We start from the raw sequence: 16,278 nt of genomic DNA, 5'->3' as shown, positions 1-16,278 counted from the left end.
GATTAACTGGAGCAAGACCGATGAAAAAAGTCGTCACGGTTTGCCCGTATTGCGCATCAGGTTGCAAAATTAACCTGGTGGTCGATAACGGCAAAATCGTCCGGGCTGAGGCGGCACAGGGGAAAACCAACCAGGGTACCCTGTGTCTGAAAGGCTATTATGGCTGGGACTTTATTAACGATACCCAGATCCTGACCCCGCGCCTAAAAACCCCCATGATCCGTCGCCAGCGTGGCGGCAAACTGGAATCCGTCTCCTGGGATGAGGCGCTCGACTACGTCGCCACTCGTCTCAGCGCCATTAAAGAGAAGTATGGCCCGGACGCGATTCAGACTACCGGTTCGTCCCGTGGGACGGGTAATGAAACCAACTATGTGATGCAAAAATTCGCGCGCGCCGTTATTGGTACCAATAACGTTGACTGCTGCGCTCGCGTCTGACACGGCCCTTCGGTTGCAGGTCTGCACCAATCGGTCGGTAACGGCGCTATGAGTAATGCCATCACCGAGATCGACAACACCGACCTCGTGTTTATCTTCGGGTACAACCCGGCAGATTCACACCCTATTGTGGCGAATCACGTGATTAACGCCAAACGCAATGGGGCGAAAATCATCGTCTGCGATCCGCGTAAAATCGAAACCGCGCGCATCGCCGATATGCACATTGCGCTGAAAAACGGCTCGAACATCGCGCTGCTCAACGCCATCGGGCATGTCATTATCGAAGAGGATCTCTACGATAAATCCTTCGTCGCCAGCCGTTCCGAGGGCTTCGAAGAGTATCGCAAAATCGTCGAAGGCTATACGCCGGAGTCGGTGGAAGAGATTACCGGCGTCAGCGCTCAGGAGATCCGCGCCTGCGCCCGCATGTACGCCAACGCAAAGTCCGCCGCGATCCTGTGGGGGATGGGCGTGACCCAGTTCTATCAGGGCGTGGAGACCGTGCGTTCGCTGACCAGCCTGGCGATCCTGACCGGCAACCTCGGCAAGCCGAGCGTCGGCGTTAACCCGGTACGTGGCCAGAACAACGTTCAGGGCGCCTGCGATATGGGCGCGCTGCCGGATACCTATCCGGGCTATCAGTACGTCAAGTTCCCGGAAAATCGCGAGAAGTTCGCCAAAGCCTGGGGCGTTGAAAGCCTGCCGGAACATACCGGTTATCGCATCAGCGAGCTGCCGCACCGCGCGGCGCACGGCGAAGTGCGGGCAGCGTACATCATGGGGGAAGATCCACTCCAGACCGACGCCGAGCTGTCCGCCGTGCGTAAGGCTTTCGACGATCTGGAACTGGTTATCGTCCAGGATATTTTCATGACCAAAACCGCCTCAGCGGCCGACGTCATCCTGCCGTCCACCTCGTGGGGCGAGCATGAAGGCGTCTATACCGCAGCGGACCGCGGCTTCCAGCGCTTCTTTAAAGCGGTAGAGCCGAAGTGGGACCTGAAAACCGACTGGCAGATCATCAGCGAAATCGCCACCCGTATGGGCTATAAGATGCACTACAACAACACCCAGGAGATCTGGGACGAGTTGCGTCATCTGTGCCCGGATTTCTACGGCGCCACCTACGAGAAAATGGGCGAGCTGGGCTACGTGATGTGGCCATGCCGCGATGAGTCCGACGCTGACCAGGGGACTTCTTATCTGTTTAAAGAGAAGTTTGATACCCCGAACGGTCTGGCGCAGTTCTTCACCTGCGACTGGGTCGCGCCGATTGACAAGCTCACCGACGAGTATCCGATGGTGCTGTCGACGGTGCGTGAAGTCGGCCACTACTCGTGTCGTTCGATGACCGGCAACTGTGCGGCGCTGGCCGCGCTGGCGGATGAACCGGGCTACGCGCAGATCAACACCGCCGATGCCGAGCGTTTAGGCATTGAGGATGAAGCGCTGGTGTGGGTGAACTCGCGTAAAGGCAAAATCATCACCCGCGCGCAGGTCAGCGATCGCCCAAATAAAGGGGCGGTTTATATGACCTACCAGTGGTGGATTGGCGCCTGTAACGAGCTGGTTTCCGAGAACCTGAGCCCGATAACCAAAACCCCGGAGTACAAGTACTGCGCCGTCAACATTGAGCCGATTGCCGACCAGCGGGCCGCCGAGCAGTACGTGATTGACGAGTACAACAAGCTGAAAACCCGTCTGCGCGAAAGCGCGCTGGGCTAATCAGGCCGCCTCCCCGGAGGCGGCGCTTCGCACCTGTCCGGGCTACAGAATCCGTAGCCCGGGCAAGGCGTTTACGCCGCCCCCGGGAAACAGACGGCACGACTCTTCGGGTAAAACATAAGTATTCCCCACAAGTTCCCGTCGTTTTCTTCTCCTTCACCTGCCTTTATACTGCTCACTATGTCCTCTACCGATAATAAAAAATGAAATACCTCTTTTTACTGCTGGTGATGGCAAGCGTCGCCGCAGGCGCCATGGAACCCGGCAGCCAATACAAACCGCAGGCCGAAGCGGGCGACCCGCGCGCGCAGTATTACCTGGCGGATACCTACGTTAGCTTCGGCGATTTTCCGCAGGCCGAATACTGGGCGCAAAAAGCTGCGGACAACGGCGACGGCGATGCGCTGGCGCTGCTGGCCCAGCTCAAAATCCGTAACCCGCAGCAGGCCGACTATCTCCAGGCGAAAGCGCTGGCGGAAAAATCCATCCAGACGGGTAGCAGGGCGGGAGAAATAGTCCTCGCCCGGGTGCTGGTAAATCAGCAGGCCGGTACGCCGAACTATCCGCACGCCATCTCCCTGTTACAGCATGCCGCCCAGGATCCGGAAAGCGACTCCGCCGTCGATGCCCAGATGCTGCTGGGGCTGATCTACGCCAGCGGCGTTCATCCGCCGGAGGATGACGCAAAAGCGACGCAGTATTTCAAAGAGAGCTCCGCCCTCTCCCGCACCGGCTACGCCGAGTACTGGGCCGGGATGCTTTTCCAGCAGGGAGAAAAAGGCTTTATCGAACCGAACAAGCAAAAAGCGCTGCACTGGCTCAACGTCAGCTGTCAGGAGGGGTTTGATACCGGCTGTGAAGAGTTCGACAGGATCAGTAAACGATAAGAAAAAGCCCGGTGCGATGTCACCGGGCCTGCTGTTTTATTGCGCCGTTTTATCAAATTTGCCCAGCACTTCACGCTCATACGCCAGCGCTTTTTTGCGGTCAAATTTATGTTCCCACTTGGCGATAACCAGCACCGCCAGCGCGTTACCCACCACGTTCAGCGCGGTACGCGCCATATCAAGGATACGGTCAACGCCGGCGATAAAGGCCAGACCTTCCAGCGGAATGCCCACGCTGCCCAGCGTCGCCAGCAGCACCACGAAGGAGACGCCCGGCACGCCGGCAATCCCTTTCGACGTCACCATCAGCGTCAGCACGAGGGTAATTTCCTGCCAGATGGAGAGGTCGATACCGTACAGCTGGGCAATAAAGATCGCCGCAATGCTCTGATACAGCGTTGAGCCATCGAGGTTAAACGAGTAGCCGGTCGGCACCACGAAGCTGGTGATCGACGCCGGCGCGCCATAGGCTTCCATCTTCTCAATAATACGCGGCAGCACGCTCTCGGAGCTGGCGGTAGAGTAGGCCAGAATCAGCTCATCCTTCAGAATGCGGATCAGGGTCCAGATGCTCAGTCCGCACACCCGCGCCACGATGCCTAAAACCACCAGCGCGAAGAACAGGATCGCGAAGTAAACCAGAATCACCAGCTTCGCCAGCGGCCACAGCGAAGCGAAGCCGAAGGTCGCCACGGTCACCGAGATCAGCGCGAACACGCCGACTGGCGCATAGCGCATCACCATGTGCGTCACTTTGAACATGGTTTCAGAGATAGAGCGGAACACCGTAACCAGCGGTTCGCGGTGGGTGGCGGGCAGCGAGGAGAGGCCGAGACCAAACAGCACCGAGAAGAAGATGATCGGCAGCATGTCGCCTTTCGCCATCGAGGCCACGATATTGGTCGGTACCAGCGAGAGGATCGTGCCCATCAGGCCATGCGCGTGGCTCTGCACTTCCGCCGTGGTGTTTTGATACTTTGAAATATCCACCGCCGCCAGCTGCGACATATCGATCCCGCTCCCCGGCTGGAAGACGTTGGCCAGGGTAATCCCCAGCACGATAGCCACCGTGGTGATCACTTCAAAATAGATAATGGTTTTCGCGCCGATACGGCCCAGCTGCTTCGCATCGCCCACGCCCGCAATACCGACCACCAGGGTCGAAATAACGATCGGTACGACGATCATTTTAATCAGATGGATAAAGATATCGCCCGCCGGGGTCAGCAGATTCGAGATCAGCCAATCACGGCTTTCGGCGTGGTAATGCAGGTAACTGCCCAGAAGTATGCCCAGCACCAGGGCCAGCAAAATTTGCCAGGCCATGCTGACTTTTGTTTTTTTCTTCACTACAGACTTCCTCAATGAAAGGCACCATTCCAGGAGGTAATGGCGCCCACTGAAAGGGGTATGAATTGTGTTGCGTTGCTTTATAGGGTTATTTAACGCGCAATATCAGTATCATTTGCACGGCATGCTGCGCAAGTCTTTAAGAACAGCGGTTTACTCTGATTTTATGCATAAACCCGCTAATATCCCCACCTTATGTTGCATAAGTATTTGTTATAAAAAATATTTAATATATTCAATTTCTATAAATCCATTTCTGAAATTATTTCACCTCAAAGTTTCATTTGATTGCTTTTCATTCAATTTATTTATTGCGTGATCTGCCCCCCAAATAGCAAACAAAGCCGCCAAAGCCCCTACTATTAACGTTTATTTGACATATATTTAACAACCTACAGGAGAAAAAAAGCCATGAGCCAAATACATAAACACCCTATTCCCGCTACTATTGCGGAACGTTGCCTGATTAACCCGGAACAGTACCAGGCGCAGTATCAGCAGTCCGTCACCGACCCTGATGCCTTCTGGGGCGAGCAGGGCAAAATCCTTGACTGGATGAAACCCTACACGCGCGTGAAAAACACCTCATTCGCGCCGGGCAATATTTCGATTAAATGGTACGAAGACGGCACGCTGAACCTCGCCGCTAACTGCCTCGATCGCCATCTGGCGGAGCGCGGCGACCAGACGGCCATCGTCTGGGAGGGCGATGACGCCAGCCAGAGCAAAAACATCACTTATCGCGAGCTACACCGCGATGTCTGCCGCTTTGCCAACGTCCTGCTCGATCTCGGCATTAAAAAGGGCGATGTTGTCGCTATCTATATGCCGATGGTGCCGGAAGCGGCGGTGGCCATGCTGGCCTGCGCCCGCATCGGCGCTATCCATTCGGTGATTTTCGGCGGCTTCTCGCCGGAAGCGGTCGCCGGACGTATTATCGATTCAAACTCCCGCCTGGTGATCACCGCTGATGAAGGGCTGCGCGCCGGTCGCGCGATCCCGCTGAAGAAGAACGTCGATGACGCGCTGAAGAATCCGAACGTCAAAAGTATCGAAAATGTGGTGGTGCTCAAGCGTACCGGCGGCAAAATCGACTGGCAGGAAGGGCGCGACCTGTGGTGGAGCGATCTGATTGAGAAAGCCAGCGCGGAACACCAGCCTGAAGAGATGAACGCCGAAGATCCGCTGTTCATCCTGTATACCTCCGGTTCCACCGGTAAGCCAAAAGGCGTGCTGCACACCACTGGCGGCTACCTGGTCTATGCGGCCTCGACTTTTAAATACGTGTTCGACTACCATCCGGGCGACATCTACTGGTGTACCGCCGACGTCGGCTGGGTCACCGGTCACAGCTACCTGCTGTATGGCCCGCTGGCCTGCGGCGCGACGACGCTGATGTTCGAAGGCGTACCGAACTGGCCGACCCCGGCGCGCATGTGCCAGGTGGTGGATAAGCATCAGGTCAACATTCTTTATACCGCCCCTACGGCGATCCGCGCGCTGATGGCGGAAGGCGATAAGGCTATCGAAGGTACCGACCGCTCTTCCCTGCGCATACTCGGCTCCGTCGGCGAACCGATTAACCCGGAAGCCTGGGAGTGGTACTGGAAGAAAATCGGCAACGAGAAGTGCCCGGTGATGGATACCTGGTGGCAGACCGAAACCGGCGGCTTTATGATCACCCCGCTGCCCGGCGCCATCGAGCTAAAAGCCGGCTCCGCCACGCGTCCCTTCTTCGGCGTCCAGCCGGTGCTGGTAGATAATGAAGGCACGCCGCTGGAAGGTGCGACCGAGGGCAACCTGGCGATCGCCGACTCCTGGCCGGGTCAGGCGCGCACGCTTTTTGGCGACCACGAACGCTTCGAGCAGACCTATTTTTCCACTTTTAAAAATATGTACTTCAGCGGCGACGGCGCGCGCCGTGACGAAGATGGCTACTACTGGATCACCGGTCGCGTCGATGACGTGCTGAACGTTTCCGGCCACCGTCTGGGTACCGCCGAAATTGAATCGGCGCTAGTGTCGCATCCGAAAATCGCCGAAGCGGCGGTGGTCGGCATTCCGCATAACATTAAGGGCCAGGCCATCTATGCCTACGTGACCCTCAACCATGGCGAAGAACCGACGCCGGAGCTCTACGCCGAGGTACGCAACTGGGTACGTAAAGAGATCGGACCGCTGGCGACGCCGGACGTGCTGCACTGGACCGATTCCTTACCGAAAACCCGTTCGGGCAAAATTATGCGCCGTATTCTGCGCAAAATTGCCGCGGGCGATACCAGTAATCTCGGCGATACCTCAACGCTTGCCGATCCGGGCGTGGTGGAAAAACTGCTCGAAGAGAAGCAGGCCATCGCGATGCCATCGTAAACCAACCGATCCCCTACACCCTCTCCCCTTCGGGGGAGAGGACATAAATACATACTCCCGAAGGATTTCAGGTAGCAGGAATGCGGTAAACAGGCTGATTCCCGACAGTTAGCTGCCGGGCGGATGAGTGTTGCCGACGACCGGCGCGTGAATGACAAAAGGGAACCTCTGGAGACGCTACGATGAACGATCAGATTTGTCAGCGGATAGAAAATAGTGCGCATTTTAAGGAGCTTGTTGCAGCCCGGCAAAGGTTTGCCGCCATCCTGTCACTGATTATGCTGGTGATATATGTGGGCTTTATTCTGCTTATCGCCTTCGCCCCTGGCTGGCTGGGCACACCGCTGCATGCGGGCACCAGCGTCACCCGGGGTATTCCGATTGGTATCGGCGTGATCGTTATCTCTTTCGTATTAACCGGAATATACGTCTGGCGGGCAAATGGTGAATTTGATCGGCTGACGAAGAGCATTCTCAGCGAGGTTAAAGCATCATGAAGAAAGTCCTGACGGCGCTCGCCGCCACGCTCCCTTTTACCGCCAATGCCGCGGATGCTATCACCGGCGCGGTACAGCGCCAGCCGACCAACTGGCAGGCGATTATCATGTTCCTGATATTCGTCGCCCTGACGCTCTATATCACTTACTGGGCGTCAAAACGCGTACGTTCGCGCAGCGATTACTACACCGCGGGCGGCAATATCACCGGTTTCCAGAACGGGCTGGCGATTGCCGGCGACTTTATGTCAGCGGCCTCGTTCCTCGGCATTTCCGCGCTGGTTTACACCTCCGGCTACGACGGGCTAATCTACTCGCTCGGTTTCCTCGTCGGCTGGCCGATCATTTTATTCCTGATCGCCGAACGCCTGCGTAACCTCGGGCGCTATACGTTTGCGGACGTGGCGTCCTATCGTCTTAAACAGGGGCCGATTCGCACCCTCTCCGCCTGCGGTTCGCTGGTGGTGGTGGCGCTCTATCTGATCGCCCAGATGGTCGGCGCGGGTAAGCTTATCCAGCTGCTGTTCGGCCTCAACTACCACATTGCGGTCGTCCTGGTCGGCGTGCTGATGGTGCTCTACGTGCTCTTTGGCGGCATGCTCGCCACCACCTGGGTGCAGATTATCAAAGCGGTCCTGCTGCTTTTCGGCGCCAGCTTTATGGCCTTTATGGTGATGAAGCACGTCGGCTTCAGCTTCAATAATCTGTTCAGCGAAGCGATGGCGGTCCACCCGAAAGGCGCAGCGATTATGAGCCCAGGGGGACTGGTGAAAGACCCGATATCGGCGCTGTCGCTCGGCCTCGGGCTGATGTTCGGTACCGCGGGCCTGCCGCATATTCTGATGCGTTTCTTCACCGTAAGCGACGCTAAAGAAGCGCGTAAGAGCGTGTTTTACGCCACCGGTTTTATGGGTTACTTCTATATTCTGACCTTTATCATCGGCTTCGGCGCGATCATGCTGGTGGGGGCGAATCCAGCGTTCAAAGATGCGGCCGGTCAGCTTATTGGCGGCAACAACATGGCGGCGGTGCATCTGGCGGACGCGGTCGGCGGCAATCTGTTCCTCGGCTTTATCTCGGCCGTCGCCTTCGCTACCATTCTGGCGGTGGTGGCCGGTTTAACGCTGGCGGGCGCTTCGGCGGTCTCTCACGACCTGTACGCGAACGTGTTCCGTAAAGGCGCGACCGAACGTCAGGAGCTGAAGGTCTCGAAGATTACCGTGCTGATCCTTGGCGTAGTGGCGATTCTGCTGGGCATTCTGTTCGAGAATCAGAACATCGCCTTTATGGTCGGCCTGGCGTTCTCCATCGCCGCCAGCTGTAACTTCCCGATTATCCTCCTGTCGATGTACTGGTCGAAGCTGACCACCCGCGGAGCGATGATTGGCGGCTGGCTGGGTCTGCTGACCGCGGTGATACTGATGGTCCTCGGCCCAACAATCTGGGTACAGATCCTCGGTCACGAGAAGGCGATATTCCCGTATGAATATCCGGCACTGTTCTCTATCGCCGTTGCCTTCATCGGTATCTGGTTCTTCTCCGCAACCGATAATTCCGCGGAAGGATCGCGCGAGCGCGAGCTGTTCCGCGCCCAGTTTATCCGTTCGCAGACCGGGATTGGTATCGAGAAAGGTCAGGCGCATTAATCACACCGGTTCCCCGGCCCGATGGTCGGGGAACGCTTTACTCTAATTATAGCTAAAGGTTATCGTTCCGCTGGCATTGGCCGTTCCCGGTGTTATTTCAGAGCCGGTTTTATAATAGTTAGTCGAAAATACCAGCTGGTTCGATGCCGCAGCTCCACCGGTGTTAGCAGGATCGGCGAATATCGTATAACCAGCCTCTGCGCCGGGATTCGTCACCGTCGTTCTGTTGACGGCATCGAAGACCCTGTATGTAGAATTGTTTACGGATAGCGGCGCGCCGTTGATATTCAACTGCACCCCCACGCCGGTCGCGACATTGTCGCCAGGCGTTAACGCAATCACGGTATGATCAGGGTTATCACCTTCCGCTTCTGTCGCCGTAATACGCATCGTCACGTTGGTTCCTGGCTCGCAGCTCAGGGTAAGCGTTTGCTGAGCAAAACCGGCTTTAGCAGAGAGATTGAACGCGTTCGAGTTAACTGAGCCCATCGGAAAATTCAGCGCGGTTGTGCTCGCTGTACAGCCCATCGGCGTCAGCTGGATTTTTGTCGTACCGCTCACGTGCAGTTGGGAAATAACCATCAACTTATTGTCATCTCTAATCGAAACCGATGAGACGGGATCCTTCAACGTCAGGGCGCTATTGCTGGCTATCGCTCCGCCAGTAGCAACCAGCTGCAGCTGATATTTTGGCGTATAATTTGTGCTGGCCCAACTATCAAGAAATCCAGTTGGTTTTCCCAAATACATATCTGCATCACCGATATAATGTTGGCTATAATCGGCATTAAAATCATCAGAATCGCCATTATATTCCCCGGTAATATTTAACCACACTTTTACCCGCAGACCGATACCTGGTACGTTAGTCGAATATATTCCATCGCTAACAGATGAGACGATATTCCCGGAAGACCATGCAAATTGAGCGTATATATTCCCTTGACAGTTAAGCACGCTGGTTTGCGAACGCGTTATTTGCCCTGAATCATAAAGAATCGTTCCTGCCGAGTAGCTTCCCGCATTAATCAATATTTTTTCAGGTAGATTCGTCATCGACACATCGCCATAATTAGTGCCCGTATCGCATGACCAGCCATAAATAGGGAAGCCTAACGCCAGTAGTAATAAAATAGTCTTAAACATATCTTTCCCTGCACGTTATGCATTATTTGTAAGACACATTAAATGTCGCGGCATAAATTACGCCCCCGGCAGTTATCTGGCCATAGGGGGTATACATTCTGGCAATCATGTCAAAAGTGTGACCGCCCTCGCCGTCACTGAATGTGTAGATATATTGATCACCTGGCCCCAGAGACTTTGAATCCTTGAGGCTAAATAGCTGTAAACCAACGCCTTTCGCTCCGCTACTATCGGTCTGGGCATTTTTATATATCATTGAATAAGTACTATCATACCCCGAGCCGCTGAAGGTAATAGTGACCGAGGCTGTACCTTGAGCGCAATTTTCAAACTGAAGATAAACAGGGACGTTTTCGCTATTAGCGCCCGCTTTTCCGGTCATATGTTGATAAGATACCGTACCTAAGTCGATATTTTCAGACGGTTTTATCGACACCTCACAGGAGGGTTCTTCTATCGTGCCGGTAACATTAAAATTCACGGTGCTATTGGCATCATAGGCCCAGGCCGCAGCGCTCACGAAGAGCTGAATAGTACAGCATAATACCAAAAGAGCGATATTCCTCGCCCGTGAAGCGTACTTCATTCCCGCCGTTAAAATAGGGTGTCTATTCATAGATTACTCATCGACAGTTCGCCTGATAAAAAATAATATCGTCGGTTGATTTATTGCCTGAAAAATCATAATTAAAACGGCATTGGGAATTCTGTTCATCGCCCCATTTCACCAACATGCGGCCTTTTTCTGGTAGACCCGTCAGATAAACCTGCCCGGCATCACCCACAATAGCGCTTCTGCTCTCTTTAGCATCCAGGCTTTCATCACTCAGTGAAACGATCGCGCCAAAAGGCACTTCTTTGTTACCAAAGCGCAGGGTCATCATTGCCTTATAGCCAATCCAGGTATCATATTTAACCTTGACGATAGCGTTACGTGTCGGTACCACCGTTCTGACGATGTTATCAATTTCCGCTCCTGAGACCTGCTGCTCATCAAGGGAGAGACTATTTTCGTGATAGGGCCGGACAAAAGGCACGACAGCGTATCCGGCGGAATCGGTCATGACGTTGGTCTGGCCGCGTACCGCCACATCGCTGACGCCGGGGGCTTCAATCAGCGCCACGCTCTCTCCAAGATAACGGGATAGCGTTATTCCACCGGAGTGCGCGAGCATCCCGCCGCGCAGCGAGTAATTATAGTGAGAGCTATAGCTGTCATAGCCATATCCGGCGGCCACCTCGCCTTTAGACCCCTGGTAGTTCAGGTTGACGTTGCCTGAGGTGCTCTTGTCGCTGGCGTTGTACCCTTCCTGCACATTCCAGTTCAGAGATCGGTCCGCAAAAGCCGCGCCGCTCAAACCAAGGCTGTGGGTAGTGTCCCCCATCCGGCTGCTGTTCATGTTGTAGTTGGCTGAGGTATTCGCGCCAAACGGTACGCTCACCGTGAGCGAGATAATATTATCGCTGGATGGCGAACTGTCGCTGTTCTGGCTGGAGCTTTGCACATTTCGGTTATAGGAGTAGTTGATGAAATATGACACCTGCCCAAGGGTATTGCTGTAACTGACACCCAGTGACTCCATACGTGAATCATCCCAGTAAGACTCGCTTACCAGCGACAGGGAGAGTGAACCAAAGCCTGAGAGAATCTGCGAGGCCGAGGCGTCAAAGCGATTTTTCGTCCGCCCGTTTGATGAACAACAGCTGCTATTAGCTGTGGCGTTATCGATGAAATTCTGCAAAGAGTAATAACCATGCGTTGAATAGCGATACCCTGCGACGGAAAAGTTGGTTCCCGTTAATGGAAAGTCTTTACTAAACCGCACGCGGTAAGACTGCCCCTCGCTGGAAGAGGTTTTATCCGCTTCCGGGTTTTCTTTTATCTCAGCCCAGGACTGGGAAGCATCAAATGAGAGCGCGCCGACAGAACCCAGATTAAACCCGGCCCCCAGCAGCGCATTGCTATATTTATCTTCCAGCTGCTGAAAACCACCGTACAGCGTGACGTTGCTCAATGCCCCCCAGGCGACGGTAGACTGCAGGAAATTGAATTCTTTTCCGCCTGAGCTTCCGGAGCGAGTTTTCCCGCTGCTGAAAGCATATTCTACCTGCCCCTCTCGCTGCAGAATCGCCAGCGAGGCAAAAGGCACAACAAAGCTCTGTTCACTACCATCAGATTCTTTCACCTTAACAAAGAGATCGCCCGCGCTCCCGGTGGGGTAAAGGTCGTTTATCTCGAATGCTCCAGGAGAGACCGTGGTTTTATAGATGCTGTATCCGTTCTGATAGACCGTAACGTCCGCCGTAGTACGGGCGATCCCTTTTATCACGGGAGCAAAACCATTCATGCTGTCCGGCAGCATCTCTTTATCAGAGTTCAACTGCAAACCGCTGAAGCTAATGCTGTCAAAGATGCCTGATGAAGTATAAGTCTGCCCTAATATCAGTTGGCCTTTCAGGGCGTGGATATCGCGAGAAATATAGCTATAGACGGAGTCCCACTGGTTGCCGTCCTCATTATGATTAAGGGTACTGTAATTACGTAAACGCCACGGCCCTACGTTCAGCCCCGGTTGCAAGCTGACAAACTGGCTGGATGTCGATTCACCACCGTGCCGCGGATCGGTTTTTTGCCCGGAAATGTTGTAATTTAGCAGCCCGGCAGTGATACCCTGCTGCCACAGGCTTTCCGGGACGTAACCCTGCGGACGGTGCCGCAGGGCGACCTGCGGTAATGTAAAATCGATTCGCTGGCGTGGAAGCAAGACCGAGGTCTCCCATCCCGGGATCGCAGACAATTTTGCGCATTCAGAGCCCGCCACCGTGAGCGCAGGGTAGTCTTCAACTTTAATCGACCAATCTTTTAGGTGCGCTACGCTGATACAAGGCTGAGCAGAAGCGCCATCACCTTCATTTTGCGGCTTAAAAACGATAGATTCAGAGGTAATAAATTTTTCGTTAATATAGACATCGAGGTTATATTTACCGGGAGGCACGCTTGCCTGGGAAATATAGGATAAATCTACGACTGATGCGCCGGTTTCATTGACTTCAAGTAAGTGGGGATTAAAATATTCCCCAGCGGAAGTCGATAACGGAAATGCGCCAAGACAGCAGAGGATGGCGACATAGCTGCTTTTCAATGAAAATGCATGATTCCATCTTACGTTATTGGATGATGGCGGTATATTTCGGTCCTGACATACCATAATCATTGATCACACTCCATGTGACTTCTCTTTTCCCAGACGAAGTTGCACTTGCTACCGGTATTTTTATTGTTGAATAAGGAGCGACAAACCACGCCTCAGGTAGCGCCTTGCCATTAATATAAATTGCGGAGAAATTCATATATAATGGAGAGTTATTTTTCACCTTGATTTCTCTTCCTTCACTGGACCACTGCAGTTTTTCAGAGAAATTTTCCGGAATCACGTTTTTTAGGGCAGCGGGCCGATAAATAAGCTTAATCCGGGAATTAATTGCAAATTGCACCATGTTTTTGTCTGGTTCGTTGTCCATAGCCGGAATCCCTTTAACGTTGAGCCAAAACATAGATTCCCGATCTTCCGGTAGGGGTTTACCCGAGCGGAGAATGCGAACAAACCCCTGCTCGCCCGCTTTCAATCTGAACAGAGGGGGGGTAGTAATAAATGAATCTTTCGCAGGTGAGGTATCATCAACGATAGAGATCCAGGATTGCACTATATTTGTTACATTATCTTTATTTTGAACAGATACCGTCGTGGTCTTTTTTGTTCCATCGAAAATAACTCGCGTACCGCCAACGACCACGCTCGCCTGCGATACTGAAATGCAGAAAAAAAATAAGACAAAGCATAATAATCTGTTCATAACCGTGTCCAAACAGGGAAAGCAGTTGCTTTCCCTTTATGTATTTATCACTTAATCAATAATAGGTGACGTTATAAGTTACTGTTGTACTTACCGGACCTTTAGTTGGGTCGGCGGCGCCAGACTTAGCCATTTTTACGGTAAACGGAACGGTGGCTTCGCCAGTGGAAATATCCACATCAGAACCTTCGGTATTGTTCTTCTGTAAATTTCCGGCGTTATCAAAAATAGCGACAGCAACATTGGTAGCTGGAGACACTGAAGCCTGGTTTTTAAAATAATCACTATTGTAAGAATCTGCTTCACCACCAAAGGTAATTTTGGCTTTAGTCAGTGCACCAGCATCCGTAGGGCAGCCGGTCAAAGTGAAAGAGAAACTCTTTGCTGCGCTATAGGTGTTAGCTTTTAAATCTGCTACCGAAACAGTGCCCATTTCAATAGCTGTAACGCCATTATCGATAGTAGCGGTACAAGTCGTATCGGCAACGGTTCCGGTGAACTTTATGGTGTTATCCGCATGAGACATTGCAACCAGAGAGCATCCTGCAGATAAGGCCAGGATTTTAGCTAACGTTTTCACATTGGTTTTCATTTGTATTCCCCTATTTATCCAGATGAACAATCAATCCATCAATTGTTTATGGGCATATATTAGCGAATGAGATTGGATACCAACTTAACTACCGCCGGTATATTTTAGGGGAATGAATCGCTTGCATTATATTCACTAAAATACAAGAGCTTTACTTCCACATGAATCCATTCATTAATAAAAGCTCACAGCCCAAATATAACTCAACGCAGGGAAATCCTCAAGAATGAGATAAGGTGTCCTTCAGGATCATAAATAGTTCACATTAATAACCATTAAATATAATTTAAAAATAATCAAATAAAATCAGGTGATTATAAATCTCATATATTCACATAAAAAATGTCACAATTAATATAAATTCAAATAACAAATAAACACCTTCAAAAATGACACATTTAGTTACAAATAAAACGTAAAGTCATTAAGAATATTCGTGAACACATTTAAGAATAAAACACCTGCGCATCCAAATGCTATCATCCACGCAACTGATTGAATTATTACCGCTAAAAGAAAAATAACGCATAGTGCTAAACTTCGTCATTAGAAGCATTCAAAAAATCACCCCTCATCAGGCTCATCTGCCAAAAAGAGCTCAATGATGTCAGAACAGCGCCCAGCGTACCATCGGCGCCGCCAGCACCATGACTACCCCGGAAAGCATCATCACCAGGCTGGCGATGACGCCCTCCTGCGGCCCCAGTTCATAAGAACGCGCGGTACCAGCGCCGTGCGATGCCGCGCCAAACCCTGCCCCTTTGGCCATCCCCTCGCGGATAGAAAGACGCAGAAACAGCACATCGCCCACCGCCATGCCAAATACCCCGGTAACCACGACAAACAGAGCGACTAAATCAGGCTGGCCGCCCAGCGGTTTGGCTGCCGCCAGCGCGAAGGGCGTGGTAACCGAACGTACCGCCAGGCTGCGCTGGATCTCATCGGGCAAGGTAAACAGTCGCGCCAGCCACACCGAACTGGTGACCGCGACAACCGATGCGGTCGTCACTCCGGCAGTCAGCGACATCCAGTGGCGCTTAATGATCGCCAGATTGTCATACACCGGTACGGCAAAAGCGATCGTCGCCGGCCCCAGAAGCCACAGCAGCCAGTGGGCCTCTCCCATATAGCATTGATAAGAGATATGACCGAAAATCAGCAATATGACCAGCAGAATCGGGGTAAAAACTAGCGGCATCAAGGGCAGTTTATGGAAGCGACGATAAAGCCGCTTGTTGGAAAAATAGAGGCCCAGCGTGACCAGAAGACACAGGACGCTTAGCTGAAAATCACTCATGTTTCATCCTGCTCACTTCATAGCGATATACTTTATCAACCACCCACGCCGTTGCGCCCAGCACCATCATGGTACTTAAGCCAATCACCAGAAAGATGCGCCAGCCATCAACCATCAGCAACTGCGCGTAGTTAACGACCGCCACCACCGCCGGCACGAAAAACAGCAGCATCTCCGCCAACAGCCAGCGGGCGCCGGCCCGTACCCAGTTTAGGGGGATAATGCGGCAAACAATCAGCGCCAGCAGCATCAGCATGCCGACCAGATTCGCCGGAAGCGGCAGATGCAGCCAGTTAACTAAATATTCAGCGCAGACAAACAGTCCGGCGTAGATCAGGACCTGAACCGGTACCTGCAGGCGTTGCATAATACAAGGCGTCACGCGAGCCAGCGCAAAGGCCATGAGCGGCATTCCATAAAAAGAAGACAGGCGGGCAGTATAGAGAGCCGCCAGCCCCGGCAGAAATGAA

The 16,278-nt window shown here is 52.9% G+C and carries 13 protein-coding genes; 5 read left to right on the top strand and 8 right to left on the bottom strand.

What is annotated here, in order from left to right:
- Nucleotides 1-20: 20 nt before the first annotated feature.
- Nucleotides 21-2,168 (top strand): formate dehydrogenase subunit alpha, encoded by a 2,148-nt coding sequence (gene fdhF, locus BWI76_RS02115; protein ID WP_077598917.1) that lies wholly within the window; start codon nt 21-23, stop codon nt 2,166-2,168.
- Between the two features lie 203 nt (nt 2,169-2,371).
- Nucleotides 2,372-3,055 carry a tetratricopeptide repeat protein gene (locus BWI76_RS02110; RefSeq protein WP_024360207.1) on the top strand — a complete coding sequence of 228 codons (684 nt, stop codon included), beginning with the start codon at nt 2,372-2,374 and terminating at the stop codon, nt 3,053-3,055.
- 36 nt (nt 3,056-3,091) lie between these two features.
- Here BWI76_RS02110 and gltP read toward each other — a convergent pair whose 3' ends face one another.
- Nucleotides 3,092-4,405 (bottom strand): glutamate/aspartate:proton symporter GltP, encoded by a 1,314-nt coding sequence (gene gltP, locus BWI76_RS02105; protein WP_004137495.1) that lies wholly within the window; start codon nt 4,403-4,405, stop codon nt 3,092-3,094.
- 411 nt (nt 4,406-4,816) lie between these two features.
- On the opposite strand from gltP, the gene acs reads away from it, so the two are divergent.
- The 3 genes from acs (at nt 4,817) to actP (ending at nt 8,918) form a co-directional block, all read left to right on the top strand.
- Nucleotides 4,817-6,775 (top strand): acetate--CoA ligase, encoded by a 1,959-nt coding sequence (gene acs / locus BWI76_RS02095; protein WP_004137496.1) that lies wholly within the window; start codon nt 4,817-4,819, stop codon nt 6,773-6,775.
- A gap of 182 nt (nt 6,776-6,957) precedes the next feature.
- Nucleotides 6,958-7,272 carry a DUF485 domain-containing protein gene (locus tag BWI76_RS02090; protein ID WP_004127871.1) on the top strand — a complete coding sequence of 105 codons (315 nt, stop codon included), beginning with the start codon at nt 6,958-6,960 and terminating at the stop codon, nt 7,270-7,272.
- On the top strand, nt 7,269-8,918 hold the full coding sequence (gene actP, locus BWI76_RS02085; RefSeq protein WP_004137497.1) for a cation/acetate symporter ActP: 1,650 nt from the start codon (nt 7,269-7,271) through the stop codon (nt 8,916-8,918). The genes BWI76_RS02090 and actP overlap by 4 nt, the downstream gene beginning before the upstream one ends.
- Nucleotides 8,919-8,960: 42 nt before the next feature.
- Here actP and BWI76_RS02080 read toward each other — a convergent pair whose 3' ends face one another.
- From BWI76_RS02080 to BWI76_RS02050, 7 genes are all read right to left on the bottom strand, one after another.
- The gene (locus BWI76_RS02080; RefSeq protein ID WP_049089212.1) at nt 8,961-10,064 is read right to left on the bottom strand and encodes a type 1 fimbrial protein; all 1,104 of its coding nucleotides are present in this window, start codon (nt 10,062-10,064) and stop codon (nt 8,961-8,963) included.
- Nucleotides 10,065-10,086: 22 nt separating this feature from the next.
- Nucleotides 10,087-10,680 (bottom strand): fimbrial protein, encoded by a 594-nt coding sequence (locus BWI76_RS02075; protein ID WP_004137499.1) that lies wholly within the window; start codon nt 10,678-10,680, stop codon nt 10,087-10,089.
- 7 nt (nt 10,681-10,687) lie between these two features.
- Nucleotides 10,688-13,279 carry a fimbria/pilus outer membrane usher protein gene (locus BWI76_RS02070; RefSeq protein ID WP_064371514.1) on the bottom strand — a complete coding sequence of 864 codons (2,592 nt, stop codon included), beginning with the start codon at nt 13,277-13,279 and terminating at the stop codon, nt 10,688-10,690.
- Nucleotides 13,233-13,919 carry a fimbrial assembly chaperone gene (locus BWI76_RS02065; RefSeq protein ID WP_004137503.1) on the bottom strand — a complete coding sequence of 229 codons (687 nt, stop codon included), beginning with the start codon at nt 13,917-13,919 and terminating at the stop codon, nt 13,233-13,235. Before BWI76_RS02065 ends, BWI76_RS02070 begins: the two co-directional genes overlap by 47 nt.
- Nucleotides 13,920-13,974: 55 nt before the next feature.
- Nucleotides 13,975-14,511, bottom strand: coding sequence for a fimbrial protein (locus tag BWI76_RS02060; protein WP_004137506.1), 537 nt, complete (start codon nt 14,509-14,511; stop codon nt 13,975-13,977).
- Between the two features lie 607 nt (nt 14,512-15,118).
- On the bottom strand, nt 15,119-15,808 hold the full coding sequence (locus BWI76_RS02055) for an LrgB family protein (protein ID WP_004137508.1): 690 nt from the start codon (nt 15,806-15,808) through the stop codon (nt 15,119-15,121).
- Nucleotides 15,801-16,211 (bottom strand): CidA/LrgA family protein, encoded by a 411-nt coding sequence (locus tag BWI76_RS02050; protein ID WP_049087473.1) that lies wholly within the window; start codon nt 16,209-16,211, stop codon nt 15,801-15,803. The genes BWI76_RS02055 and BWI76_RS02050 overlap by 8 nt, the downstream gene beginning before the upstream one ends.
- Nucleotides 16,212-16,278 lie beyond the last annotated feature (67 nt).

Source organism: Klebsiella sp. M5al, from assembly GCF_002090195.1.
GTDB classification, from domain to species: Bacteria; Pseudomonadota; Gammaproteobacteria; order Enterobacterales; family Enterobacteriaceae; genus Klebsiella; species Klebsiella grimontii.
The sequence above is the reverse complement of the archived record's forward strand: the minus strand, read 5'-3'. Positions and strand labels throughout refer to the sequence as shown.

Bases quoted from the DNA above. Each gene is read 5' to 3' on its own strand.
- BWI76_RS02110 (WP_024360207.1), top strand. From the start codon at position 2,372: ATGAAATACCTCTTTTTACTGCTGGTGATGGCAAGCGTCGCCGCAGGC.
- acs (WP_004137496.1), top strand. From the start codon at position 4,817: ATGAGCCAAATACATAAACACCCTATTCCCGCTACTATTGCGGAACGT.
- BWI76_RS02090 (WP_004127871.1), top strand. From the start codon at position 6,958: ATGAACGATCAGATTTGTCAGCGGATAGAAAATAGTGCGCATTTTAAG.
- actP (WP_004137497.1), top strand. From the start codon at position 7,269: ATGAAGAAAGTCCTGACGGCGCTCGCCGCCACGCTCCCTTTTACCGCC.
- BWI76_RS02080 (WP_049089212.1), bottom strand. From the start codon at position 10,064: ATGTTTAAGACTATTTTATTACTACTGGCGTTAGGCTTCCCTATTTAT.
- BWI76_RS02075 (WP_004137499.1), bottom strand. From the start codon at position 10,680: ATGAATAGACACCCTATTTTAACGGCGGGAATGAAGTACGCTTCACGG.
- BWI76_RS02070 (WP_064371514.1), bottom strand. From the start codon at position 13,279: ATGATTATGGTATGTCAGGACCGAAATATACCGCCATCATCCAATAAC.
- BWI76_RS02065 (WP_004137503.1), bottom strand. From the start codon at position 13,919: ATGAACAGATTATTATGCTTTGTCTTATTTTTTTTCTGCATTTCAGTA.
- BWI76_RS02060 (WP_004137506.1), bottom strand. From the start codon at position 14,511: ATGAAAACCAATGTGAAAACGTTAGCTAAAATCCTGGCCTTATCTGCA.
- BWI76_RS02055 (WP_004137508.1), bottom strand. From the start codon at position 15,808: ATGAGTGATTTTCAGCTAAGCGTCCTGTGTCTTCTGGTCACGCTGGGC.
- BWI76_RS02050 (WP_049087473.1), bottom strand. From the start codon at position 16,211: ATGGCCTTTGCGCTGGCTCGCGTGACGCCTTGTATTATGCAACGCCTG.